This is a genomic window from Pseudomonas benzopyrenica (genome assembly GCF_036884265.1).
Taxonomy (GTDB): domain Bacteria; phylum Pseudomonadota; class Gammaproteobacteria; order Pseudomonadales; family Pseudomonadaceae; genus Chryseomonas; species Chryseomonas benzopyrenica.
On record NZ_CP145723.1, the window covers coordinates 2,398,951 to 2,421,840 of the forward strand.

The following is a 22,890-nucleotide window of genomic DNA, read 5'->3' on the forward strand; positions in this document are numbered from 1 at the left end:
CTACATTGTAGCAACGCACCTCTAAAAACAGGCTGAAATGTAGCAAAACGGGCCTAGAACAGACGTACCCAGATGCTTGCCGAAACCGCCTCAAACCCAGCAACCACGCGCCCTGAGCCGTCCCGCCGCTTTTCCGTGGCGCCCATGATGGACTGGACGGATCGTCACTGCCGTTATTTCCACCGACTGCTGTCCCAGCATGCCCTGCTCTATACCGAGATGGTCACCACCGGTGCCCTGCTGCATGGCGATGCCCAGCGGTTCTTGCGGCATGACGAGACCGAGCATCCCCTGGCGCTGCAGCTGGGCGGCAGCGTGCCAGCCGAGCTGGCTGCTGCGGCGCGGCTGGGTGAGCAGGCGGGTTATGACGAGATCAACCTGAATGTCGGCTGCCCCAGCGACCGGGTGCAGAACAACATGATCGGCGCCTGCCTGATGGCCTATCCCGAGCGGGTGGCCGACAGCGTCAAGGCAATGCGCGATGCCGTGGCCATCCCGGTGACGGTCAAGCACCGTATCGGCATCTCCGGGCGCGACAGCTACGAGGCTTTGCGGGATTTCGTCGGCCAGGTCGCCGAGGCCGGTTGCCGCAGCTTCACCGTGCATGCGCGCATCGCCATCCTCGAAGGACTGTCGCCCAAGCAGAATCGCGAGATCCCGCCGCTGCGCTACGACGTGGCCGCGCAGCTGGTGCAGGATTTTCCGGATCTCGAATTCATCTTGAATGGCGGGATCAAGACCCTGGACACCTGCCGCGAGCAGCTGGCGGTCTTCGATGGGGTAATGCTGGGTCGCGAGGCCTACCAGAATCCCTACCTGCTGGCCGAGGTGGACGCGGCGCTCTACGGTTGCGACCGTCCGCCACTGACTCGCCATGAAGTCATGCTGCGGCTGCGGCCCTATGTCGAGGCACATCTGCAACAGGGTGGTCTCATCCACCACGTCACCCGCCATGTTCTGGGCCTGGCGCAGGGATTTCCCGGCGCGCGGCGCTTCCGGCAACTGCTGTCCACCGATCTGCATCGCAGCCCTGAACCGCTGCGCCTGTATGACGAGGCCACTGAACTTCTCAGAGGCCACTGAGTCACGTCTCCACGATGTCCATTCGTTAACCGAAGGAAAGACCTGCCATGAGCAAGCTGGAACAACTCAAGCAATACACCACGGTCGTCGCCGATACCGGCGATCTGGACGCCATCGCCCGCCTCAAGCCCTACGACGCCACCACCAATCCCTCGCTGCTGCTCAAGGCCGCTGCCCTGCCCCGCTACGAAGAACACCTGCAAGCCGCCTTCAGCGGCGCCGGCGGTGACATCGGCCTGGCCTGCGATCGCTTCGCCGTCGCCGTCGGTGGTGAGATCCTCAAGCTGATCCCCGGCCGCATCTCCACCGAGGTGGACGCGCGCCTGTCCTTCGACACCGGCGCCACTCTGGATCGCGCCCATCGCCTGATCGAGCTGTACGAGAAGGCCGGCATCGGCAAGGACCGCGTACTGATCAAGATCGCCTCCACCTGGGAAGGCATCCGCGCGGCCGAGCAACTGGAAAAGGAAGGCATCCAGACCAACCTGACCCTGCTGTTCTCCTTCGCCCAGGCCGCGGCCTGCGCCGACGCCGGTGTGTTCCTGATCTCGCCCTTCGTCGGTCGCATCTACGACTGGTACAAGAAGGCCGAAGGCCGTGACTACGAAGGCGCCGAAGACCCGGGCGTGAAGTCCGTGACCCGTATCTACCAGTACTACAAGGCCAATGGCTACGAGACCGTGGTGATGGGTGCCAGCTTCCGCAACCTGAACCAGATCGAGCAGCTGGCAGGCTGCGACCGCCTGACCATCAGCCCCGAATTGCTGCAGCAGCTGTCGGAAGCCCAGGGCGACCTGCCACGCGTACTGACCGCCGACAGCACCGGTGGCGAACCCAAGCAGCAGCTGAACGAGGCTGCCTTCCGCTGGGCGCACAACGAAGACGCCATGGCCACCGAGAAGCTGGCTGAAGGCATTCGCCAGTTCGCGCGGGATCAGGAAAAGCTGGAAGTGCTGCTGCCCGGCAAGCGCTAAGCCGGAGCGTGGTCAGTGCCTTTCGAGGGCACTGACCAGATCGCGAAATGCATTGCGATTGGATTCATTGAGGCCCATCAACACCCGATGGGCTTCCAGCACGCGACTGCGCACCTCGGCTTCGGACTGATCCTGCGGTGGCAGGTCGGTCAGGCAATCCGGGCAAGGCAGGACCGTCTCGACGATGTTGAACACCTGGTCGAAACCCATGGAATCCAGCAGGCGCAGGATGTCCGGGTTGTTGGTGGTCAGCATGGGCAGCAGCCCGATGCGCTGCCGCGACAGGATCGACAGCTTGGCCAAAAGGCCCAGGGTGGTGCTGTCAATGCTCTGCGTCTCGGTCAGGTCGATGACGATGGACGAGAAATTCAACGACGAGAAGATGTGTTCGATGGTCGCGTCCAGCGCCGAGCACAGGGTCAGACGCACCTCGCCGGTAAACTTCAGGACGAAGGTGCCATCCTGCTCGGCAAATTGGATTTTTCCGGTGCTCATGCCAGGTTCCTGCTCAACACCAGCAAAGCGATATCGTCAGGCATCTCGGTAACGGATGCCAGATCCAGGGCTTCGCTCAGGCCTGCCAGTGTACCGCCGGCGCGGCGGACGTAATCGGGCAAGCTGTGTTCTTTCTCTTTCAAATTGTCTCCCGGCAGCAGGTCGAAGATGCCATCCGAAAAGAGGGTCAGGCTGAAACGCTCGGGCAGATCCATCTGGTGGTCATTGTAGGTCGCCTCCTGGAACAGGCCGACCGGCAGCCCCTTGCCGACCAGGAAGCGGGTTTCTTCCAGGGTATGCAGGACCGGCAAGGGCAGATGACCACCGATGCTGTACGCCAGGGTACCCGTGGTTTCGTCGATGACGCCACCCAGCATGGTCACGTGCTTGCCCAATTTGCAATCCAGTAGACCCCTGTTGATGTGACCGAGCACATCCGAGGGCTTGAATTCGGGCAGCGTGCCGTTGCGCTTGGACTCATAGAGCAGCCGCGTGGTCATGAACTTGAGCAGCACGGTCACGAAGGCCGACGAGGCGCCATGGCCGGAGACGTCGGCCAGGTAGAAGGCGACGCGGTGCTCGTCGATGCGAAAGTAGTCGACGAAATCGCCGGACAGGTACAGCGAGGGGATGATCTCGTGGGCGAAATGCAGCCCCTCGGTTTCCCAGGGCGTCACCGGCAACATGTTCATCTGCACGTGGCGCCCGGCGTTCTGGTCTTCCTGCAGGAGGCTCAGGCTGGCCTGCAGCTCGCGATTGGTGTTTTCCAGCTTGACCCGGTAGCGATCGTTTTCCAGGCGCAGGCGGGCGCGATCTAGGGCGCGATTGACCGAGTGCTCTAGCACCATCAAGTCTTCCAGCGGCTTGATCAGGTAATCGGCGGCGCCCAGGCGCAGGGCTTCCACGACGTCGCTCATGACGCCGGCGCCGGACAGCACCAGCACGGGCGTATCGATGGACAGCTCGCTGATGCGGCGCAGCAGCGTCAGTCCGTCGACCTGCGGCATGCGCAGGTCGCAGATGATGAGGTCAGGCTGTTCGCGCTCGAATATTTCCAGGCCCTGCTGGCCATTGCTGGCCTGCAGGACATTGAAGCCACTGTCTTCGAGATAGTCGGCGAGACTGAGGCGAACCACCTCGTCATCGTCAATGATCAGGAGCGTGGCAGGCGAATTAGACATAGAGGATCCAGGCATGCACCCGAACGGCAAACCGGCGGACACTATCCGACACGGGCCACGGTGATTACGACACGGCGGAGACACTACTCCCATCCACCGGGGCGTTCAAGCTTGCCAACCGGATGGAAATTCTTTACAGGGTGCCATTATGGAGTTTATACCTCCAGCAACCCGCCATCCATCCTCCCAAGCAGTAGGATTGCCATGAGTACCATTGACCGTTCTTACAGTGAAAAGCGCGACTTCATTCGCATGCACGTCGACTCCAAAGCCATACTGAAGGTCGGCGATGCCTCCTTCGAGGCGCGCTGCGTCGATCTGTCCAGCACCGGTTTCCAGATTGAGGCCGCCACCAGCCTGCAGGTCGGCGACAAGGTGACCGTGCTCATCCCCTCCAGCCATGCCGAACTCCCCGGCCTGGAAGCGGACGCCGAGGTCCTGCGCGTCCAGGCCACCGATTCGGGCAAGCAGCTGCTGGGCCTGTCCGTGCTGGAAATGCGCTAACTACTGCGGCCAATAAAAAAGGCAGCCCCTGGGCTGCCTTTTTTATTGGGGCCGGGACTAGAAGTCGTCGACCACCTGACCATCCTTGACCTTGAATTCGCGGGTCTGCAAATAGGCGTTGCGAATGAACACGTACTTGTCCCCGGTGATCAGGCGCTCGGCCTGCAGGAGACCGGCCCGGGTATCGACGGTGCTGAGGGCGAAGGCGCTGTTGCGCACGGCGACGTCGTCCACATAGGGATAGGCGCTGGTGTAGCTGTCCGGGATGCGACCGAGGCCGTCACGCACGCTGCTGGGGCCGAAGAACGGCAGGACCAGGTAGGGACCGCTGGTTGCGCCCCACTTGCCCAGGGTCTGGCCGAAATCTTCGTCGTTGCGCTGCAGGCCGGCCTTGGTGGCCACGTCGACCAGGCCGAGGCCGCCCATCGTGGTATTCATCAACAGGCGCGCGGTGTCGACCCCGGCGTGCTCGATCTTACCTTGCAACAGGTCGTTGGCCAGGTTGCGCACGTCACCCAGGTTGTTGAAGAAGTTGCTCACGCCGGTCTGCACGAAGCCAGGCGTGAAGCGCTGATAGCCCTGGGCGACCGGCTTGAGGGCATAGGTATCCAGGGTATCGTTGAACACGAAGATCTTGCGGTTGAAGCCTTCCCAGGGATCGGGATTCTCGGCTTCGGCCGCCATGGCCTGACCGGCAAAGGTCAGGGCCGTTGCAAGGAGCGCTCCCCAGACCCTAGAACCACGTCGCTCGACCATCATCGCTTCTCTCCTCGTTGCACTCAGACGCCTGAAAGGCGCCGATTATAGTCATAGCTTTGCCACTTTGGCTTAGGGCCAAGCGCTATCCCTCGATCTTTGACCCGCCGTTGCGGTCAAAGAATCCGAACACAGGAGAAACGCCCATGACCACCTCTCATCTGCAGGAACAACTCGACCACCTTCGCCACCAGTTGGACCAGGATCCGCCCGCCTCGCCCGAGGATCGGGAAGAACTGGAACTGCTGATCCGGGACATCGAATTCCAGCTGGCCAACGAAGATGCCACCCGGGATGGCAGCCTGGTCGAAGGCGTCAATCTGGCCGTGGAGCGTTTCGAAGTCAGTCACCCGACCATGGCCGGCACGCTCCGCTCGATCATGAACAGCCTGAGCAGCATGGGCATCTGATCACTGCCGGACGTAACGCTCCGCGGCGGGCTGGGTGGCTTCACTGCTTCGGTAAGGATTGATATCCAGTCCGCCACGCCGCACATAGCGGGCGAATACCGTCAGCTTCGCCGGCTTGAGCAGCCGCCACAGATCCAGATAGATGCGCTCGACGCACTGCTCGTGGAAATCCGCATGTTGGCGGAAGGCGACCAGGTAGCGCAGCAGGCTGGCCGGTTCCAGGGCCAGACCCTCATCGTACTCGACCACCACGGTGCCCCAGTCCGGCTGACCGGTGACCGGGCAGTTCGACTTGAGCAGGTGGCTGTAAAACCTCTGACTATCCCGCGCTTCGCCCACGTTCAGCAGTTCGGCCTGTGGGTGGGCATAGCGATCCAGACTGACATCCAGATCGTCGAGGCACTGGCCATTCGGGCGCTGGACACCACGGGCCGCCCAATCATCCAAGGACATCAGGTTAACGCCAACGGGACCACCAGCCGCGGCGCTCAGGTCTTTGACCAGCACGGCTTCGAGTTCGGCCATGCTGGCGAACACCGACTGGTTCAGAGAGTTGAGGTACAGCTTGAACGACTTGGATTCAATGATGTTCGGCGAATCGGCCGGGATAGCGAACTCGGCAATGGCCACCACCGGCTTGCCGGAAGGCAGCAACCAGGACAGCTCGTAGCAGGTCCAGACATCCACCCCGCGAAACGGCAGATCCTGCCCGTCCAGGCCCAGCTCCGCCCACTTGGGCGCGCGCGGGATCGGATAGAGCAGTGTCGGCGCATATTCGCTGACGTACTCGGTGCTTTTGCCCAGGGGCGATTGTTCTACGCTATGCATGACGCTCAGACACTCAATGACGCATGCCGCGCCCGCTCACGAGCAGACGGATGCTGACCAGATAAAGCACGACCACGGCGAACAGCATGAAGGCGATCGCCACCCCGATGCGGATGTCGGACACCCCGAGGATGCCGTAGCGGAAGGCGTTGACCATGTGCAGGATCGGATTGACCAGGGACACCTTTTGCCAGAAGGCCGGCAGCAGGTCGATGGAATAGAAGACCCCGCCCAGGTAGGTCAGGGGCGTCAGCACGAAGGTCGGCACGATGGAGATGTCGTCGAAGTTGCGCGCGTAGACGGCGTTGATGAAGCCGCCCAGGGCAAAGATCGCCGCGGTAAGGACGATCACCAGCAGCATGATGCCCAGGTGGTGCACCTGCATGTTGGTGAAGAACAGCGACAGCAGGCTGACGATGGCCGCCACGGCCAGGCCGCGCAGGATGCCGCCCATGGCATAGCCGATGAGGATCACGTGCGGCGACACGGGCGAGACCAGCAGCTCTTCCACGGAGCGCTGGAACTTGCTGCTGAAGAAGCTGGAGACCACGTTGCTGTAGGCGTTGGTGATCACCGACATCATGATCAGGCCCGGCACGATGTACTGCATGTAGGTGAAGCCACCCATGCCACCGATACGATTGCCGATCAGGTTCCCGAAGATCACGAAGTACAGAACCATGGTGATCGCCGGGGGCAGCAGCGTCTGTGCCCAGATACGGGTGAAGCGGCGCACTTCGCGATGGACGATGGTCCGCAGCGCCACCATGTTGGCTTGGAATTCGGTACTCATCGGGCGACCTTGGCTAGATTCTTTTCCACCAGGGAGACGAACAGCTCCTCCAGGCGATTGGCTTTGTTTCTCAGGCTCTGGACCTGGATGCCGGCGGCGTCCAACTGGCGGAACAGGGCGTTGACCCCACTGGCCTTGTCGATCTGCACCTCGAAGGAGTGGTCGCCCAGCAGCTTGGCCGGATAGCCGTCCAGCTGCGGCGCCGCCGTCAGCGGCTGGACCACATCGACGATGAAGGTCTCGACGTTGAGCTTCTGCAGGAGCTTGCGCATGCTGGTGTGCTCGACCAGCTCGCCATGGTCGATGATGGCGATGTTGCGGCAGAGATGCTCGGCCTCTTCGAGGTAGTGGGTGGTGAGGATGATGCTGGTTCCCTGCCTGTTCAGTTCGGTGAGGAAGCTCCACATGGAGCGCCGCAGCTCGATGTCGACCCCGGCGGTGGGTTCGTCGAGGATCAGCAGGCGCGGTTTGTGGATCAGAGCGCGAGCGATCATCAGGCGACGCTTCATGCCGCCAGAGAGCATGCGCGAAGGCGTATCGCGTTTGTCCCACAGCCCGAGCTGGGTGAGGTACTCCTCGGCGCGCTCACCGGCGATGCGTGCGGGAATACCGTAGTAGCCAGCCTGGGTGACGACGATGTCGAAGGCCTTCTCGAACTGGTTGAAGTTGAACTCCTGGGGCACCACGCCCAGGCAGCGCTTGAGGCCCGCGGGATCCTTGTCCAGGTCGTTGCCGAACACGGATACCTCGCCGCCCGACTTGTTGACCAGGGTCGAGAGAATGCCGATGGTGGTCGATTTGCCCGCCCCGTTCGGACCGAGTAGCGCGAAGAAATCACCTTCGACCACATCGAGGTCGATCCCCTTGAGGGCGGTGAAGCCGTTGTTGTAGGTCTTGGTCAGACCACGAATGGAGAGAGCTAGACTCATGTGCCTCCCGGCAAGAACTGATTCGCAAAGAAAAGTGCTACTTCCTATAACCCCGGCGGCGGGCAAAGGTTCGATCCTAGTCGAACCAGACAACGTCGGACAGTGCCCCTATACTGCGCAGCCGCTTTTTCAGGAGACACCCATGGCCACTTCCTATCTCGCCCACCACGTCGCCCTCCTCGCCCAGCTGCGTGCGGTTCTGGCCGACGTTGGCGCGGCCGAGCAGGTGCCCTCGGAGAACCACGCGCTGTTCCTCGACCGCTTCGACGAGCTGGTCGCCGGATTGCCGCAGGCGCCCGAGGAATACGCCTATCTCGGCCAGGACCTGCTCAGCCAGATCTTCAGCCGCTATCCGCAGATCGCCCATCGGGTGCCGCGCGACCTGCTGTGGTTCTTTGGCGGCGACTGCCTGCACTTCATGCCGGACGAGGAGCTGGCGCTCTATCAGCGGCTGGACGAGCGTCGTCATGAGGCGGAATCCCGCGGCGAAGTCTTCGACTGGGCGCAGGAGCAGCGCCTGATGGCCCTGCCGGAAGACGCAGCGCGTCACTGAAATGTCGAAGGGCTATCGATTGGTTCGATAGCCCTTCGCGACCGCCAGGACGCCAGGCTACCTAGTAGTAGGCGTTTTCGCGGTTGGTGTGGTCGGTGACGTCGCGCACGGCGGTGAGCTCGGGGATCCGCTCCAGCAGGGTGCGCTCGACGCCATCCTTGAGGGTCAGATCGACCTGACCACAGCCCTGGCAACCGCCACCGAAGCGCAGCACCGCGACGTTGTCGTCGACGATATCCACCAGGCTGACCATGCCACCGTGGCTGGCGAGCCCCGGATTGATCTCGGTCTGCAGGTAGTAGTCGACGCGCTCGTTGAGCGGGCTGTCCTCGTTGACCATGGGCACCTTGGCGTTGGGCGCCTTGATGGTCAGCTGGCCGCCCATGCGGTCGGTGGCGTAGTCCACCAGGGCGTCTTCCAGGAAGGGCTGGCTGATGGCATCGAGGTAGGCGGTAAAGCTCTTCAGGCCGATGGGCTGGTCATCGGGCTTCTCCTCGCCAGGCTTGCAATAGGCGATGCAGGTCTCGGCGTACTGGGTGCCGGGCTGGGTAATGAAGATGCGGATACCGATCCCGGGGGTATTCTGCTTTTCCAACAGGTCGGCCAGGTAATCCTGAGCCGCGTCGGTAATGATGATGGCGCTCATGGTCACTCCTCAACAGGTGTGACAAGTTTACGCCACCCTACCCCTCGACGAAAGCCCTAGTGAAACAGTCGGATAATCGTCTCAATCCAGACGCTGAACGAAGCTGGTGACCCTATTGCGCCCGGCATGCTTGGATTCGTAGAGCGCCTTGTCCGCCTGCTGGATCATCTGCTCGTGATTGCCCAGGGGCACCGACAGATCGGTGAGGCCAATGCTGATGGTGAAGGCGATGGGCGTTCCCAGCACATCGAGACGCATCGCCTCCACCGCTTCGCGCAGGCGCTCGGCGAGTAGTCGCGCGCCTTCTACACCCGTGTCGAGCAGCACCACGCCGAATTCCTCGCCACCGTAGCGTCCGGCGATGTCGGCGTTGCGCACATGGGTCTTGATCACCCCGGCCAGCGCCTTGATCGCCTGATCGCCAACGGCGTGGCCATGGGTGTCGTTGATGCGTTTGAAGTGATCGATGTCGAGCATCATCAGCGCTAGGCGGCCGCCATAGCGCTGGTGCCGGGCGAATTCCTCGGTGAGGCGTTCCTCCCAGTAGCCACGGTTGGCCAGCCCGGTCAGGCGATCGGTGCGCGACAGCTCCTGCAGCTTGTCGTTGGACAGCTCCAGTTGCCGCTTGTTGATGGCGACATCGGTGACGTCGTAGATCACCACGCAGATATGGGCGATGGCCCCGGTGGAATCGCGTAGCGGCAGCAGGGTCACGTTCTGGTACATGAAGGCTTCCACGCCGGTGATCGGCTGGTAGCTCTTGAAGTGGACCAGATAGGGTCGCTGTTCCCAGATGGAAAAGGCCCGGGTGCCCAGCAGGACCACGCTTTCGGCCTTGGCGCGAAACCAGGCCTCGTCGATTTCGGCGAAGACCGCGAACAGCGACTGCTGGCTGACCTCGCTGAGGATCCGCCCGGAATGGTTTTCCATGAAGCTGTTCCAGACCTCGATACGGTAGTCGAGGTCCAGCACCACCACGCCGACATCGATGTTCTGCACGATGTCCAGCAGCCAGTGGAGTTCGTTGATATCGATCTGTGCGGCCATGCTCAACTCATCAGGTAGCCGATCTTGCGGGTGATGCGCTTCACCGAATCCTCGGTGAACAGCAGCAGCAGATCGAAGTGGACGTTATGGCCTTCCAGGCTGTAGCTGAGTTCGACCGCCAGGGTCTTCTTCCAGCGCGTCTTGTTGACGACGATGAGCTCGTCGATGGACGCGTGGTGGCCGAGGATGGTCGGATGGCCCTGGGAAAAGCGGATGTCGAACTGCTCGGCGATCCCGGCCAGGCAGGCGCCGATGATGATGCTCGACAGATCCAGCAGCATCTCGATGTCGCCGGACTCCCCCGCCTCGCGCCAGCGCACCAGGCGCGCCATGTCGTCGAATTCGGAGTCGTGGAAGATCAGCAGCGCCTCGCCGGCGATGCCCTCGCCGATGTAGCCCTGGCACACCGCGCTGAGACGATCCTCGCGCTGTGCATCCACCAGCGTCATGTGCAGCTCGCTGACTTCCAGGATGTTGACATTGGGAATGGGCAACTGAACGAAGACATCCAGCGCCTTGGCCAGCAGGGCCCCGGCGCGACCCATGGAGACGTTGACCACCTCGCGGAAGGCATCGCGGAAACTGACTTCCAGCTCCGGACGCGCGACGGGTTCCGCCGGAGTCGTCGGGCTTGGGCTATAGATACCGTGGCGCTGGAGCACCGTGGCCAGTTCGGTGGGATCGGCCGGCTTGCGGATGAAGTCCAGAGCGCCCAGTTCGCGCACCCGTGCCACCGCCTGTTCCTGGACATCGCCGGAGACGACGATCACCTTGACCGCCAGACCCTCGTTGCGAATCGCCGCCAGGGTGCCGTAGCCATCCAGGATCGGCATGGTCAGGTCCAGCAGCATCACCTGGCCCAGTCCCTGACGCAGCGCCGTGAGGGCTTCCTCGCCATTGGTGGCCTGGGTGATGGATACCCCCCAACCTTCGGGCAGGGAGCGAACCAGCTGCTTGCGCGCCATGTTCGAGTCGTCGCATATCACCAGAGGAATCACGGCCACCTTCCATGACACTGTTTTGACGCACAGTAAACGTCGGTCATCTGTCAGTAAAGCAGCACTTCGGGCGCTTGTCCGCCGCCCGCTCTAGATCGCTAAGCATCCCTGGCATGAAAGACTCGCGGACCCTTCATGAGCGCTGCTCATCATGGATCACTGCCGTTACCGGGGCGGGCGCCAGCTTTTGCTATGCTGCCACCCTTTGTCCAGCGTCTCTTCATCTCTGTGGAATGCCCATGACTGATCGTAGCTCTCGCCTCGCCGCCCTCCGCCACGCCCTCGCGCAGCGCATCCTCATCCTAGACGGCGGCATGGGCACCATGATCCAGAGCTATCGCCTGGAGGAAGCGGACTACCGCGGCAGGCGTTTCGCCGACTGGCCGAGCGACGTCAAGGGCAACAACGACCTCCTGCTGCTGACCCAGCCGAAGATCATCGCCGAGATCGAAAAGGCCTACCTGGATGCCGGCGCCGACATCCTGGAAACCAACACCTTCAATGCCACTCGGGTCTCCCAGGCCGACTACGGCATGGAAGAAATCACCTATGAGCTGAACCTGGCCGGTGCCCGGGTCGCTCGTGAAGTGGCCGACGCCAAGACCCTGGAGACCCCGGATCGCCCGCGCTTCGTCGCCGGGGTGCTCGGCCCGACCAGCCGGACCTGCTCCATCTCCCCAGACGTCAACAACCCCGGCTATCGCAACGTCACCTTCGACGAGCTGGTGGAAAACTACACCGAGGCCACCCGCGGCCTGATCGAGGGCGGTGCCGACCTTATCCTGATCGAGACCATCTTCGACACCCTCAATGCCAAGGCGGCGATCTTCGCCGTCCAGGGCGTGTTCGAAGAGGTCGGTATCGAATTGCCGATCATGATCTCCGGCACCATCACCGACGCCTCTGGCCGCACCCTGTCCGGCCAGACCACCGAAGCCTTCTGGAACTCGGTGCGCCACGCCCAGCCGATTTCGGTCGGCCTCAACTGCGCCCTGGGCGCCAAGGAACTGCGGCCCTACGTCGAGGAATTGGCGACCAAGGCCGATACCTTCGTCTCCGCCCACCCCAACGCCGGCCTACCCAACGCCTTTGGGGAATACGACGAAAGCCCCGAGCAGATGGCGACGGTGGTGGAGGAGTTCGCCGCCAGCGGCCTGCTCAACATCGTCGGCGGCTGCTGCGGCACCACCCCGGCGCATATCCAGGCCATCGCCGAGGCCGTCGCCAGGCATGCCCCGCGCCAGCTGCCGGAGATTCCCAAGGCCTGCCGCCTCTCCGGCCTGGAGCCCTTCACCATCAGCCGCGAGTCGCTGTTCGTCAACGTCGGTGAGCGCACCAACATCACCGGCTCGGCCAAGTTCGCCCGGCTGATCCGCGAAGAGAACTATGCCGAGGCCCTGGAAGTGGCCCAGCAGCAGGTAGAAGCCGGCGCCCAGGTCATCGACATCAACATGGACGAGGGCATGCTGGACTCGCAGGCGGCCATGGTCACCTTCCTCAACCTGATCGCCTCCGAGCCGGACATCTCCCGGGTGCCGATCATGATCGACTCCTCCAAGTGGGAGGTGATCGAGGCCGGCCTCAAGTGCATCCAGGGCAAGGGCATCGTCAACTCCATCTCCATGAAGGAAGGCGTCGAAGCCTTCATCCATCACGCCAAGCTGTGTAAGCGCTATGGCGCGGCGGTGGTGGTCATGGCCTTCGACGAAGACGGGCAGGCCGACACCGAGGCGCGCAAGAACGAGATCTGCGCCCGCTCCTACGACATCCTGGTCAACCAGGTCGGCTTTCCGCCGGAAGACATCATCTTCGACCCCAACATCTTCGCCGTGGCCACCGGGATCGAGGAGCACAACAACTACGCGGTCGACTTCATCAACGCCTGCGCCTATATCCGCGACAACCTGCCCTACGCCCTGACTTCCGGCGGTGTGTCCAACGTCTCCTTCTCCTTCCGCGGCAACAACCCGGTACGCGAGGCCATCCACTCGGTCTTTCTCTACCACGCCATCCAGAACGGCCTGACCATGGGCATCGTCAACGCCGGTCAGCTGGAGATCTACGACGAGATCCCGGCCGCCCTGCGCGAGCGGGTCGAGGACGTGGTGCTCAACCGCACCCCGGCTGGCACCGACGCCCTGCTGGCCATCGCCGACGACTACAAGGGCGGCGGCGCGGTCAAGGAAGCCGAGACCGAGGAATGGCGCGGCCTGCCGGTGGACAAGCGACTGGAGCATGCCTTGGTCAAGGGCATCACCACCTATATCGTCGAGGACACCGAGGAGTGCCGCCAGCAATGCGCGCGGCCCATCGAGGTCATCGAAGGTCCACTGATGAGCGGCATGAACGTGGTCGGCGACCTGTTCGGCTCGGGTAAGATGTTCCTGCCGCAGGTGGTCAAGTCCGCCCGGGTGATGAAACAGGCGGTGGCCCACCTGATTCCCTTCATCGAGGCGGAGAAAGGCGACAAGCCCGAGGCCAAGGGCAAGATCCTCATGGCCACGGTCAAGGGCGACGTCCACGACATTGGCAAGAACATCGTCGGCGTGGTGCTGGGTTGTAACGGCTACGACATCGTCGACCTGGGCGTCATGGTCCCGGCGGAAAAGATCCTGCAGACCGCCATCGCCGAGAAGTGCGACATCATCGGTCTGTCGGGCCTGATCACCCCCTCGCTGGACGAGATGGTCCACGTCGCCAAGGAGATGCAGCGCCAGGGCTTCACCCTGCCCCTGATGATCGGCGGCGCCACCACCTCCAAGGCCCATACCGCGGTCAAGATCGAGCCGCAGTACCGGAACGATGCCGTAGTCTATGTCACCGACGCCTCACGCGCCGTGGGTGTGGCTACCCAGCTGCTCTCCAAGGAACTCAAGGCCGGCTTCGTCGAGCGCACCCGCGCCGACTACGTCGAGGTGCGCGAACGCACCGCCAATCGCAGCGCCCGTACCGAACGCCTGTCCTACGCCAAGGCCGTGGCCAACAAGCCGGCCTTCAACTGGCTCGGCTACCAGGCGCCCAAGCCCAGCTTCACCGGGACCCGGGTGCTGGAAGACATCGATCTGGCGGTGCTGGCCGAATACATCGACTGGACACCCTTCTTCATCTCCTGGGACCTGGCCGGCAAGTACCCGCGCATCCTCACCGACGAGGTGGTGGGTGAAGCCGCCACCGCGTTGTTCGACGATGCCCAGGCCATGCTCAGCAAGCTGATCGACGAGAAGCTGATCAAGGCCCGCGCCGTGTTCGGCTTCTGGCCGGCCAACCAGGTGCGCGACGACGACCTGGAAGTCTATGGTGAAGACGGCCAACCCCTGGCCACTCTGCACCACCTGCGCCAGCAGACCATCAAGCCCGAGGGCAAGCCCAACCTGTCCCTGGCTGACTTCGTCGCGCCCAAGGAAACGGGCGTGACCGACTACATGGGCGGCTTCATCGTCACCGCCGGCATCGGCGCCGAGGAACTGGCCAAGGACTACGAGCGCAAGGGCGACGACTACAACTCGATCATGGTCAAGGCCCTCGCCGACCGCCTCGCCGAGGCCTGCGCCGAATGGTTGCACGAGCAGGTGCGCAAAGAGCACTGGGGCTATGCCGCGGACGAGACCCTGGACAACGAGGCGCTGATCCGCGAGCAGTACAAGGGCATCCGCCCTGCCCCGGGCTATCCGGCCTGCCCCGATCACACCGAGAAGGCCACCCTGTTCAAGCTGCTGGACCCCGAGGCCAGCTTCAACGAGGCCGGTCGCAGTGGCGTCTTCCTCACCGAGCACTACGCCATGTTCCCGGCCGCCGCCGTCAGCGGCTGGTACTTCGCCCATCCCGAAGCCCAGTACTTCGCCGTGGGCAAGATCGACCGGGATCAGGTGGGCAGCTATACGGAGCGTAAGGGGCAGGAGTTGGCGGTGACGGAACGGTGGTTGGCGCCGAATTTGGGGTACGACAACTAAGCTGGCAGACGCCTCAGGTAACAAAAACGCGGCCCTTTTCGCTGGCGTCCCTACTAGGGTGTAGGGACTTCCAACGACGAGGACAGCGTGCCCATGAAAGGTCTCACCCTAGCTGCCGGCAGTCTCCTGCTCAGTCTCGCCACCCTGAACGCCAATGCCGCACCCCAGGCTCTCTCCCAGGATCAGTGGCCCTTCACGGCCACGCCCAGGGCCACCTTGGACGCGCCCTGGGCGATCGCTTTCCTGCCGGATGGCACTGCCCTGGTCACCGAGAAAGGCGGTGTGCTCAAGCACCTGAACGTGCAGACCGGCAAGGCCCAGGACATCAGCGGCGTGCCCAAGGTGGTCGCCGCCGGCCAGGGCGGACTGGGCGATGTCATCCTGCATCCGCAATACGCCAGCAACGGGCTGATCTACCTGAGCTATGCCGAGGCCGGCGAAGGCGACACCCAGGGTGCTGCGGTCGCCCGGGCCAAGTTGAAGCTGAACACCGACGGCAGTGGTTCGCTCAGCGAGCTCAAGGTGATCTGGCGCCAAACGCCCAAGGTCAGTGGCAACGGCCACTATGGCCATCGGATGAGATTCGGGCCAGACGGCAAGCTGTGGATCACCTCGGGTGAACGGCAGAAGTTCACCCCGGCCCAGGACATGAGCGGCAACCTGGGCAAGCTCATCCGCCTCAACGACGATGGCAGCGTCCCCGCGGACAACCCCTTCGCCAAGCAGGGCGGCGTCGCGGCGCAGGTCTGGTCGCTGGGTCACCGCAACCCGCTGGGCATCGCCTTCGACACCCAGGGCCGCCTATGGGAGCAGGAAATGGGTCCCCAGGGCGGTGACGAGCTGAACCTGATCCAGCGTGGCGGCAACTACGGCTATCCCGAGGTCTCCAATGGCGACCACTATGGCGGCAAGCCGATTCCCGATCACTCCACACGCCCGGAATTCATCCCGCCCAAGATCACCTGGACGCCGGTGATCTCCCCCGCCGGCTTGATGATCTACGCAGGCGACCGCTTCCCGGCCTGGCAGGGCAATGCCTTCATCGGCGGGCTGTCGTCCAAGGCGCTGGTAAGGATCGAACTCAAGGGCGAAGAGGCGCGCGAAGTCGAGCGCTATGCCATGGGCACGCGCATCCGTGACGTCGAGGAAGGTCCCAACGGCAGTCTCTGGGTCTTGGAAGACGGTGCCAACGCCCGGCTGCTGGAGTTGCAGCCGAAATAGCCGCCAGGGTCACCCAGGGACGGGTGACCGTTGTCTCAACGCAGCTCGGAGGGCGAGCGGCGGACGATCTTGATCGAGTGCTTGATCTCGGGCTTGCGGGTCACGCTGATGGGTCGCTTGGTCACGGTGTCCAGGGTGATGTTCCAGAAGCCGGTGCTGGGTACGGTGATACGCGCCGGAAAGGTGTCGAAGGCGCCGCCATGGTAGGAGTGGCGGCCACCGTTCTTGAAGCTGCGGAAATTGGCATCGTTCATCAGGCGGATGTTGCACACCCCCGAACTCTGGATGACGACCAGGTCGCCCTCGTTGAGATGCTCGCGCTGGTGGATGAACTTCATGACGGGTCCTCGTCTCGCAAAGGACTAGGATAGCATCCCTGCCCTGTCCTATTATCGCCGCCCGCCCCCGACCTGCCCTTTTCCCATGCGTATTTCCGATGTCGTCCAGTTGCTCGCCGATGCCGGCGCCAAGCCCAAGCACAGCGCCAGAATCCTGCGCGCCTGGTGCCAGGGCCTGCCCCTGGACACCGGTACCCGCCGCCAGCAGGCGGAAAACTTCCTGCCGCTGGAGGTACGCCAGGCCATCCCGGCACTGACCGCGCGGCTGGAAGGCCTGGCCCAGGTGACCTCGGAGCATCCGGGAGCCGACGGTTCGGCGCGGATGCTGGTAACCCTGGGCGACGGCCAGGCGGTGGAAAGCGTGCTGCTGCCGCGCGACGGGCTCTGCGTGTCGTCCCAGGTCGGCTGCGCGGTGGGCTGCGTCTTCTGCATGACCGGCAAGAGCGGCCTGCTGCGCCAGGTGGGCAGCGCCGAGATTGTCGCCCAGGTCGCCCTGGCGCGCCGCCTCAGGGCGGTCAAGAAGGTGGTCTTCATGGGCATGGGCGAGCCGGCGCACAACCTGGACAATGTGCTGGAAGCCATCGACCTGCTGGGCACCGCCGGCGGTATCGGCCATCGCAATCTGGTGTTTTCCACCGTCGGCGATCCGCGGGTGTTCGAGCGACTGCCCCAGCAGGCCGTCAGACCCGCCCTGGCGCTGTCGCTGCACAGCACCAATGCCGAGCGGCGGGCCCGGCTGCTGCCCAAGGCGCCCCGCTACGAACCGGGCGAGCTGATCGAACAGGGCGAAGCCTATGCCCGGCTGATCGGCTACCCCATCCAGTACCAGTGGACGCTGCTCGCCGGCATCAACGACAGCCAGGAGGAGATGGATGAACTGCTGCGGCTGATGAAGGGCAAGTACGGCGTGCTCAACCTGATTCCCTACAACAGCCTGGAAGTGGACGACTACCAGCGCCCCGACGGCGAGCGCATCGTGCAGATCGTGCGCTACCTGCACAGCCGTGGCCTGCTGACCAAGGTGCGCAATTCAGCGGGCCAGGATGTCGATGGCGGTTGTGGCCAGTTGCGCGCCCGTGCCGAGGTGCTGCGCCCCGTGCGCGTCAGCGCCTGACCGATCGTCCCGCGCCTGGCCCCGCCTATCAGATGCGGCGGAACGCCAGGCCTGGCGCCCCCTCAGAGTGCACTCGCACCATTCAGAGGGAAGCTTTTTCCATGCAGGATCGCATCAAACGCCACGACCCCTTCATCGCCGGTCTGAAGGAACGCCTGCCCGAAGCGCTGCGTGAGACCTTTACCGAGGAGCAACTGGAAGCCCTCAAGCTGGCCTTCGGCACCCGCAGCTGGGGCAAGCACAGCGTCGATCTGCGCGGTACCGTCAAGTTCTGGCACCGGCGTTACTACTTCGTCTTCCTCGCCGGTCGCAACTATCGTCAGCTCTCGCGCCTGGAGCAGGAATTGTCCCTGCTGGGCAAGGCAACGGTGCTGGCGGCGATTCTGCTGGCCTGCGGCCTGGTGGGTCTGGTGCTGCTCTATCTGCTCAAGTCGGCGCTGGGCATCGATATCTTTCCCGACTACTCCTTCGGAGTTTGGACCTGGTTCAAGGGTCTATTCGAGTAGCACGGATTCGCTGGACCCCAGCAGGGAGGCTTGCCCCTTGGGAGACCTCCTATGCCCCACCTGAATCGCCGCCGGACCCTCGGCCTGCTGGCTGCCAGTGCCGCCCTGCCCCTGCTGGGCGGCTATCCACTCAACGCCGTTGCGGCAGATGACGAATACCTCGCCCTGGTCGAGAAGGAAGCCCCCGGCCTCGGCTTCTATCGCCTGGCCGATGGCAAGCGCGTCGGCAGCCTGGAATTGCCCGAGCAACCCCATGAGATCGTCGCCGACCGTCAGGGTCGCTATGCCTATGTCGGCCAGTATGGCGTCAAGAGCTGGCAGGCGCCCGGCGAAGGCGGTCACCAGGTCAGCGTGATCGATCTCGCCGAGCGCCGGCTGGTAAGGTCCATCGACCTGTCGCCCTACCGCCGCCTGCACGGCATGCGGCTGGACGACCAGGGTCGCCTCTATGTGCTCAGCGAGACCGATTCACTGCTCATTCGCTTCGACCAGCCCGCCACCGCCGAATCACCCAGTCAGATCGTCCCGGTCGGCGGCACGCGCAGCCACTACTTCGTGCTGACCCGCGATGGGCGGCGTGCCTATGTCGCCGATACCCTGAGCGGCCTGGTTATCCTGGTGGATACGCACAATCCCGCCGTCCTGCCGGTGAAGTAGTATCTTGGTCAGGCGCCAGAAGGCTGCTGCCTGAGTCCGGACGAGCGGACGTTCTATGTGCTGGACCGGTTCGCCGGCATCCTCCATGCGCTGGATGCCCGCGACCTCGCGCCGCTCCGCCAGGTCAAGCTGCGCGGCGAAGCGGTGCGCGTGGCCGCCTTGCCGGATGGCCGCCTGCTGGTCTCCAACCTGGCGGACAAGAGTCTTTCGCTGCTGCGGCCCGATACCCTCGCGGAAGTCGCCTATCTGCCCATGGGCAGCGCCGTGCCCGGACTCAACCTCGATCCCCGCGGCGAGCGCCTGTTCGCCGCCCTGGAGGACAACCAGCTGGCGGTGGTCGATCTGCGCAACTGGCGGGAGATCCGCCGCTTCGCCACCGGCAAGGCCCCGGACACTGCCGTGGTCTTCCAGGGCTGACACTCGCCTGCACCCCGATCCGCTACCAACCAGTCGGCGGATCCGCAAGGCACGAGAATCATCCGCATTTAACAATCTGAATCATTGTGATACAAATCACCGACCTCCGGGCGCCTTCGCGCCCTCAGCTTCCGTCGGTGATAGCTTTCATGCTCGTTCCCTTTCTGATCATGCTCCGCGAAGGCATCGAAGCGGCGCTCATCGTTGGCATCATCGCCAGCTACCTGCAACGCACCGGTCGCAGTCACTGGATGCCCGCGGTCTGGATCGGCGTGATGCTGGCCGCCGCCCTGTCGCTGTTCGTCGGCGCGGGCCTGCAACTAGCCAGTGCCGAATTTCCGCAACGCCAGCAGGAGCTGTTCGAGGCGATCGTCGGCCTGGCGGCCACGGCCATCCTCACCTCCATGGTGTTCTGGATGCGCAAGGCGGCGCGGTCGATCAAGACCGAGCTGCATGACTCCCTGGAAAACGCGCTGTCCGCCTCGCGCAACCAGGTCTACGCCCTGATCGGCATGGTCTTCCTAGCGGTCGCCCGCGAGGGCCTGGAAACCGTGTTCTTCCTGCTCGCGATCTTCCAGCAGAGCGCCGGCCCCGGTGCGCCCCTGGGCGCCCTGCTGGGCCTGGTCATCGCCATCGCGGTGGGCTATGGCCTCTATACCGGCGGTGTGCGGCTGAACCTGGGCAAATTCTTTCGCTTCACCGGCCTGTTCATCCTCTTCGTAGCGGCCGGCCTGTTCACCAACTCGATCAAGGCCCTGCATGAAGCCGGCCTGTGGAATGCGCTGCAACAGGTGGTCTTCGACTGGAGCCACGTGCTGCCCGCCGACGGCCCGGTCGGCACGGTCCTGGCCGGTATGTTCGGTTACCAGGACACCCCCACGGTCAGCACCCTTGGCGCCTATCTGCTGTTCCTGGCGGTCACCCTGCCGCTGTTCTTTCGCACCCCGGCGCCGCCCCAGCGTCCTGCCGTAACCACCCCTGCCTCGCTGGAGCGCCCGTCTTGAACAACACCAACTCCCATTCGCCAAAGCCAGGCTCCACGGCCATGCGCCTGGCCGTGATCGGCTCCGCGACCTTGCTGGTCGTGGCGGCCGCCGCCTTCTACTACGCCTCGCGCTCGGCCGGTCAGCGCCATGCCGAGGTGGGTGACAGTGAGGTCAGAGTCGAGATTCTGGCCAATCGCTGCGAGCCCAATGCCCTGGAGGTGCCTGCCGGGCCGGCGCGTTTCCGTATCATCAACCGCTCGGACCGTGCGGTGGAGTGGGAAATCCTCGATGGCGTCCTGGTGGTCGAGGAGCGCGAGAACATCGCCCCCGGTCTCAGCCAGGTCATCAATGCCACCCTGGCGCCTGGCGACTATGCCATCACCTGCGGGCTGCTGAGCAATCCGCGGGGTACGCTGAAGGTACTCCCGACCGCCGCCTCGGAAGCCGCCAGCAAGGCCGGTCCGACCCTGACCCAATTCGTCGGCCAGCTGTCGGAATACCGCGTCTACCTGAATCAGCAGAGCCGCCTGCTGCTGCAGGGCATCGCCACGCTGCAACAGGCGCTGGCCGCGGGCGACCTGGAGCAGGCCCGCGCCGCCTATGCTGCTGCCCGCCTGCCTTACCAGCGCCTGGCGGCGACCGCCCAGCGCTTCGCCGAGCTGGACAATCGCCTCAATGCCCGCGCCGACTACTACGAACAGCGCGAACAGGATCCAGCCTTCGGTGGCTTCCATCGCCTCGAACAAGGCCTATTCGCGGGTAACAGCACCCAGGGCCTGGAGCCGGTCGCCAACCGCCTGCAGCAGGACGCCGCCGCGCTGCGCGACGCCTTGCTCGGTCAGTCGCTGCCACCGGAGCAACTCAGCGGCAACGCCGCACGCCTGCTGCACAACCTGGCCAGCACCCGGATCTCGGGCGAGGAAGAGCGCTATAGCCAGCTGGTCCTGCCTGGATTCGCCGCCAACCTGGAGGGCGCGCGCAAGGTGATCGAGTTGCTGCGCCCGCTACTGGGCAAGGGCCACCCCGAACTGCAGCAACGCCTGGACACCCAGGCTGACGCCCTTGCCGCGGCCCTGGGCGATGTCCACCGCCCCTACGCCTCCCTTTCCTCTGACGACCGCCAGCGCATCGCCGCCGCGGCCCAGGCGCTGGCCGATTCCCTCGACCAGGTCGCCCCGGCCCTGGGCCTTGCCGCCACCAAGACCACGCCATGAAGAAGTCCGCTCCCGATCAGCCCAATATCGAACGTCGCCGCCTGCTGGGTGGCCTCGGCGCCGCCAGCGTGGCCCTGGCCGGTGCCGGGCTCTGCCCGATGCACGCCCGGGCGGCCAGCACCGCCGAGGTGACCCGTGCTCCCGGCAGCGCCAATACCCATCAGCGCCAGGCGTTCCTTGGCCTACACCAGAGTGGCATCGTCACCCCACGGCCGGCGGCCGGAATGATCGTGGCCTTCGATGTGCTGGCCAGCGATCGCGAGGACCTGGAACGCCTGCTGCGCACCCTCGACGAACGCATCCGCTTTCTCATGCAGGGTGGTCCGGTGCCGGAGGTGGATCCCAAGCTGCCGCCAATGGATTCCGGCATCCTCGGTCCGGTCGTGACGCCGGACAACCTGACCATCACCGTCTCCGTCGGCGAGTCCCTGTTCGATGACCGCTTCGGCCTGGCCGCGGTCAAGCCAAAGCAGTTGCAACGCATGACCGGTTTTCCCAACGACGCTCTGGAAGCGGACTGCTGCCACGGCGATCTCTGCCTGCAGTTCTGTGCCAATACCCCGGACACCAATATTCACGCCCTGCGCGACATCCTAAAGAACCTGCCGGATCTCCTGGCGATCCGCTGGAAGCAGGAAGGCAGCGTGCCGGTGCAGGATCCGCTGCCCGGCCAGCCCGCCGAGAGCGCGCGCAACTTCCTAGGCTTCCGCGACGGCTCGGCCAACCCGGATTCCACCGACCAGCAGGCGATGGACAGGATCGTCTGGGTCCAGCCCGGCAGCGGCGAACCGGCTTGGGCGGCCCAGGGCAGCTACCAGGCGGTGCGCATCATCCGCAATTTCGTCGAGCGCTGGGATCGCACCCCGCTGCAGGAGCAGGAAGCCATCTTCGGTCGGCGCAAGGCCAGTGGCGCGCCCATGGCCGGCGGTCACGAGACCGATGTGCCGGATTACGGCAGCGATCCCAAGGGCAAGGTCACGCCGCTGGACGCCCATATCCGCCTGGCCAATCCCCGCACCGCGGAGAGCCAGCGCAACCTGATCCTGCGCCGCCCCTTCAACTACTCCAACGGCGTGCGTAAGAACGGCCAGCTCGATATGGGCCTGCTGTTCATCGCCTACCAGGCCGACCTGGAACAGGGCTTCATCGCCGTGCAGAAGCGGCTGGATGGCGAGCCCCTGGAGGAATACATCAAGCCCATCGGCGGCGGTTACTTCTTCGTCCTGCCGGGGATCACCGATGCCAAGGACTACCTCGGCCGCAGCCTGCTGGCAGCCGCACCGCTTTAAA

At 64.0% G+C, this 22,890-nt stretch carries 24 protein-coding genes; 14 read left to right on the top strand and 10 right to left on the bottom strand.

All coding sequences use genetic code 11. The annotated features are described in order from the left end of the window. The first annotated feature begins 72 nt into the window (after window positions 1-72). On the top strand, window positions 73-1,083 hold the full coding sequence (dusA, locus tag V6W80_RS11305) for a tRNA dihydrouridine(20/20a) synthase DusA (protein ID WP_338547180.1): 1,011 nt from the start codon (window positions 73-75) through the stop codon (window positions 1,081-1,083). Between the two features lie 47 nt (window positions 1,084-1,130). Continuing rightward, complete coding sequence (gene tal / locus V6W80_RS11310; protein ID WP_064308684.1) at window positions 1,131-2,057, top strand: transaldolase; 927 nt, start codon at window positions 1,131-1,133, stop codon at window positions 2,055-2,057. A gap of 12 nt (window positions 2,058-2,069) precedes the next feature. Here the strand turns inward: tal and rssC are convergent, their stop codons facing one another. Together rssC and rssB are read right to left on the bottom strand one after the other, a co-directional pair. Beyond that, window positions 2,070-2,552 carry an anti-sigma factor antagonist RssC gene (rssC, locus tag V6W80_RS11315; RefSeq protein ID WP_007158388.1) on the bottom strand — a complete coding sequence of 161 codons (483 nt, stop codon included), beginning with the start codon at window positions 2,550-2,552 and terminating at the stop codon, window positions 2,070-2,072. Then, entirely contained in the window at window positions 2,549-3,733 is a 1,185-nt protein-coding gene (rssB, locus tag V6W80_RS11320) for a two-component system response regulator RssB (protein WP_338547184.1), read from the bottom strand. The genes rssC and rssB overlap by 4 nt, the downstream gene beginning before the upstream one ends. A gap of 204 nt (window positions 3,734-3,937) precedes the next feature. On the opposite strand from rssB, the gene V6W80_RS11325 reads away from it, so the two are divergent. Continuing rightward, a complete protein-coding gene (locus V6W80_RS11325) occupies window positions 3,938-4,237 on the top strand; it encodes a PilZ domain-containing protein (RefSeq protein WP_093251151.1) in 300 nt (99 codons plus the stop codon). A 57-nt stretch (window positions 4,238-4,294) separates the two neighbouring features. On the opposite strand, the gene V6W80_RS11330 is transcribed toward V6W80_RS11325, so the two are convergent. Continuing rightward, window positions 4,295-4,921 carry an MlaA family lipoprotein gene (locus V6W80_RS11330; protein WP_414206660.1) on the bottom strand — a complete coding sequence of 209 codons (627 nt, stop codon included), beginning with the start codon at window positions 4,919-4,921 and terminating at the stop codon, window positions 4,295-4,297. 218 nt (window positions 4,922-5,139) lie between these two features. Here V6W80_RS11330 and V6W80_RS11335 point away from each other — a divergent pair, with 218 nt between their 5' ends. Beyond that, the gene (locus tag V6W80_RS11335) at window positions 5,140-5,403 is read left to right on the top strand and encodes a DUF4404 family protein (RefSeq protein ID WP_017640583.1); all 264 of its coding nucleotides are present in this window, start codon (window positions 5,140-5,142) and stop codon (window positions 5,401-5,403) included. Here the strand turns inward: V6W80_RS11335 and queF are convergent, their stop codons facing one another. From queF to V6W80_RS11350, 3 genes are read right to left on the bottom strand one after another with little or no spacing between them, the layout of a single operon-like run. After that, on the bottom strand, window positions 5,404-6,231 hold the full coding sequence (gene queF / locus V6W80_RS11340) for an NADPH-dependent 7-cyano-7-deazaguanine reductase QueF (protein ID WP_338547187.1): 828 nt from the start codon (window positions 6,229-6,231) through the stop codon (window positions 5,404-5,406). A 13-nt stretch (window positions 6,232-6,244) separates the two neighbouring features. Further along, a complete protein-coding gene (locus tag V6W80_RS11345) occupies window positions 6,245-7,024 on the bottom strand; it encodes an ABC transporter permease (protein WP_017640581.1) in 780 nt (259 codons plus the stop codon). Continuing rightward, window positions 7,021-7,953 carry an ABC transporter ATP-binding protein gene (locus V6W80_RS11350; RefSeq protein WP_017640580.1) on the bottom strand — a complete coding sequence of 311 codons (933 nt, stop codon included), beginning with the start codon at window positions 7,951-7,953 and terminating at the stop codon, window positions 7,021-7,023. Before V6W80_RS11350 ends, V6W80_RS11345 begins: the two co-directional genes overlap by 4 nt. Window positions 7,954-8,095: 142 nt before the next feature. Here V6W80_RS11350 and V6W80_RS11355 point away from each other — a divergent pair, with 142 nt between their 5' ends. Next, window positions 8,096-8,506: a PA2817 family protein gene (locus V6W80_RS11355; protein WP_017640579.1), complete on the top strand. Its 411-nt coding sequence runs from the start codon at window positions 8,096-8,098 to the stop codon at window positions 8,504-8,506. Window positions 8,507-8,567: 61 nt separating this feature from the next. Here the strand turns inward: V6W80_RS11355 and nfuA are convergent, their stop codons facing one another. The 3 genes from nfuA to V6W80_RS11370 form a co-directional block, all read right to left on the bottom strand. Next, a complete protein-coding gene (gene nfuA / locus V6W80_RS11360) occupies window positions 8,568-9,152 on the bottom strand; it encodes a Fe-S biogenesis protein NfuA (RefSeq protein ID WP_064308678.1) in 585 nt (194 codons plus the stop codon). Window positions 9,153-9,233: 81 nt separating this feature from the next. Next, entirely contained in the window at window positions 9,234-10,199 is a 966-nt protein-coding gene (locus V6W80_RS11365; protein ID WP_017640577.1) for a sensor domain-containing diguanylate cyclase, read from the bottom strand. A gap of 2 nt (window positions 10,200-10,201) precedes the next feature. Next, window positions 10,202-11,203, bottom strand: a complete 1,002-nt coding sequence (locus V6W80_RS11370; RefSeq protein ID WP_257706040.1) for a response regulator — start codon at window positions 11,201-11,203, stop codon at window positions 10,202-10,204. A gap of 227 nt (window positions 11,204-11,430) precedes the next feature. Here V6W80_RS11370 and metH point away from each other — a divergent pair, with 227 nt between their 5' ends. Beyond that, complete coding sequence (gene metH / locus V6W80_RS11375) at window positions 11,431-15,147, top strand: methionine synthase (RefSeq protein ID WP_338547190.1); 3,717 nt, start codon at window positions 11,431-11,433, stop codon at window positions 15,145-15,147. Window positions 15,148-15,240: 93 nt separating this feature from the next. Continuing rightward, on the top strand, window positions 15,241-16,368 hold the full coding sequence (locus V6W80_RS11380) for a PQQ-dependent sugar dehydrogenase (protein WP_338547192.1): 1,128 nt from the start codon (window positions 15,241-15,243) through the stop codon (window positions 16,366-16,368). 35 nt (window positions 16,369-16,403) lie between these two features. Here the strand turns inward: V6W80_RS11380 and V6W80_RS11385 are convergent, their stop codons facing one another. Further along, entirely contained in the window at window positions 16,404-16,706 is a 303-nt protein-coding gene (locus V6W80_RS11385; RefSeq protein ID WP_133863084.1) for a DUF1883 domain-containing protein, read from the bottom strand. A gap of 85 nt (window positions 16,707-16,791) precedes the next feature. Between V6W80_RS11385 and V6W80_RS11390 the strand changes: the two genes are divergently transcribed. The 7 genes from V6W80_RS11390 to efeB all read left to right on the top strand — a co-directional run bounded on the left by V6W80_RS11390 (window position 16,792) and on the right by efeB (window position 22,889). Then, window positions 16,792-17,820, top strand: a complete 1,029-nt coding sequence (locus V6W80_RS11390) for an RNA methyltransferase (RefSeq protein WP_338547195.1) — start codon at window positions 16,792-16,794, stop codon at window positions 17,818-17,820. 101 nt (window positions 17,821-17,921) lie between these two features. After that, the gene (locus V6W80_RS11395; RefSeq protein WP_017640571.1) at window positions 17,922-18,326 is read left to right on the top strand and encodes a hypothetical protein; all 405 of its coding nucleotides are present in this window, start codon (window positions 17,922-17,924) and stop codon (window positions 18,324-18,326) included. A 51-nt stretch (window positions 18,327-18,377) separates the two neighbouring features. Continuing rightward, window positions 18,378-18,983: a YncE family protein gene (locus V6W80_RS11400; protein WP_338547196.1), complete on the top strand. Its 606-nt coding sequence runs from the start codon at window positions 18,378-18,380 to the stop codon at window positions 18,981-18,983. 57 nt (window positions 18,984-19,040) lie between these two features. Further along, entirely contained in the window at window positions 19,041-19,400 is a 360-nt protein-coding gene (locus V6W80_RS11405; protein ID WP_338547197.1) for a YncE family protein, read from the top strand. Window positions 19,401-19,549: 149 nt separating this feature from the next. Continuing rightward, window positions 19,550-20,404: an iron uptake transporter permease EfeU gene (gene efeU, locus V6W80_RS11410; RefSeq protein WP_338547199.1), complete on the top strand. Its 855-nt coding sequence runs from the start codon at window positions 19,550-19,552 to the stop codon at window positions 20,402-20,404. Window positions 20,405-20,445: 41 nt separating this feature from the next. After that, a complete protein-coding gene (gene efeO, locus V6W80_RS11415) occupies window positions 20,446-21,600 on the top strand; it encodes an iron uptake system protein EfeO (RefSeq protein ID WP_338547409.1) in 1,155 nt (384 codons plus the stop codon). Continuing rightward, a complete protein-coding gene (gene efeB / locus V6W80_RS11420; RefSeq protein WP_338547201.1) occupies window positions 21,597-22,889 on the top strand; it encodes an iron uptake transporter deferrochelatase/peroxidase subunit in 1,293 nt (430 codons plus the stop codon). Before efeO ends, efeB begins: the two co-directional genes overlap by 4 nt. Window position 22,890 lies beyond the last annotated feature (1 nt).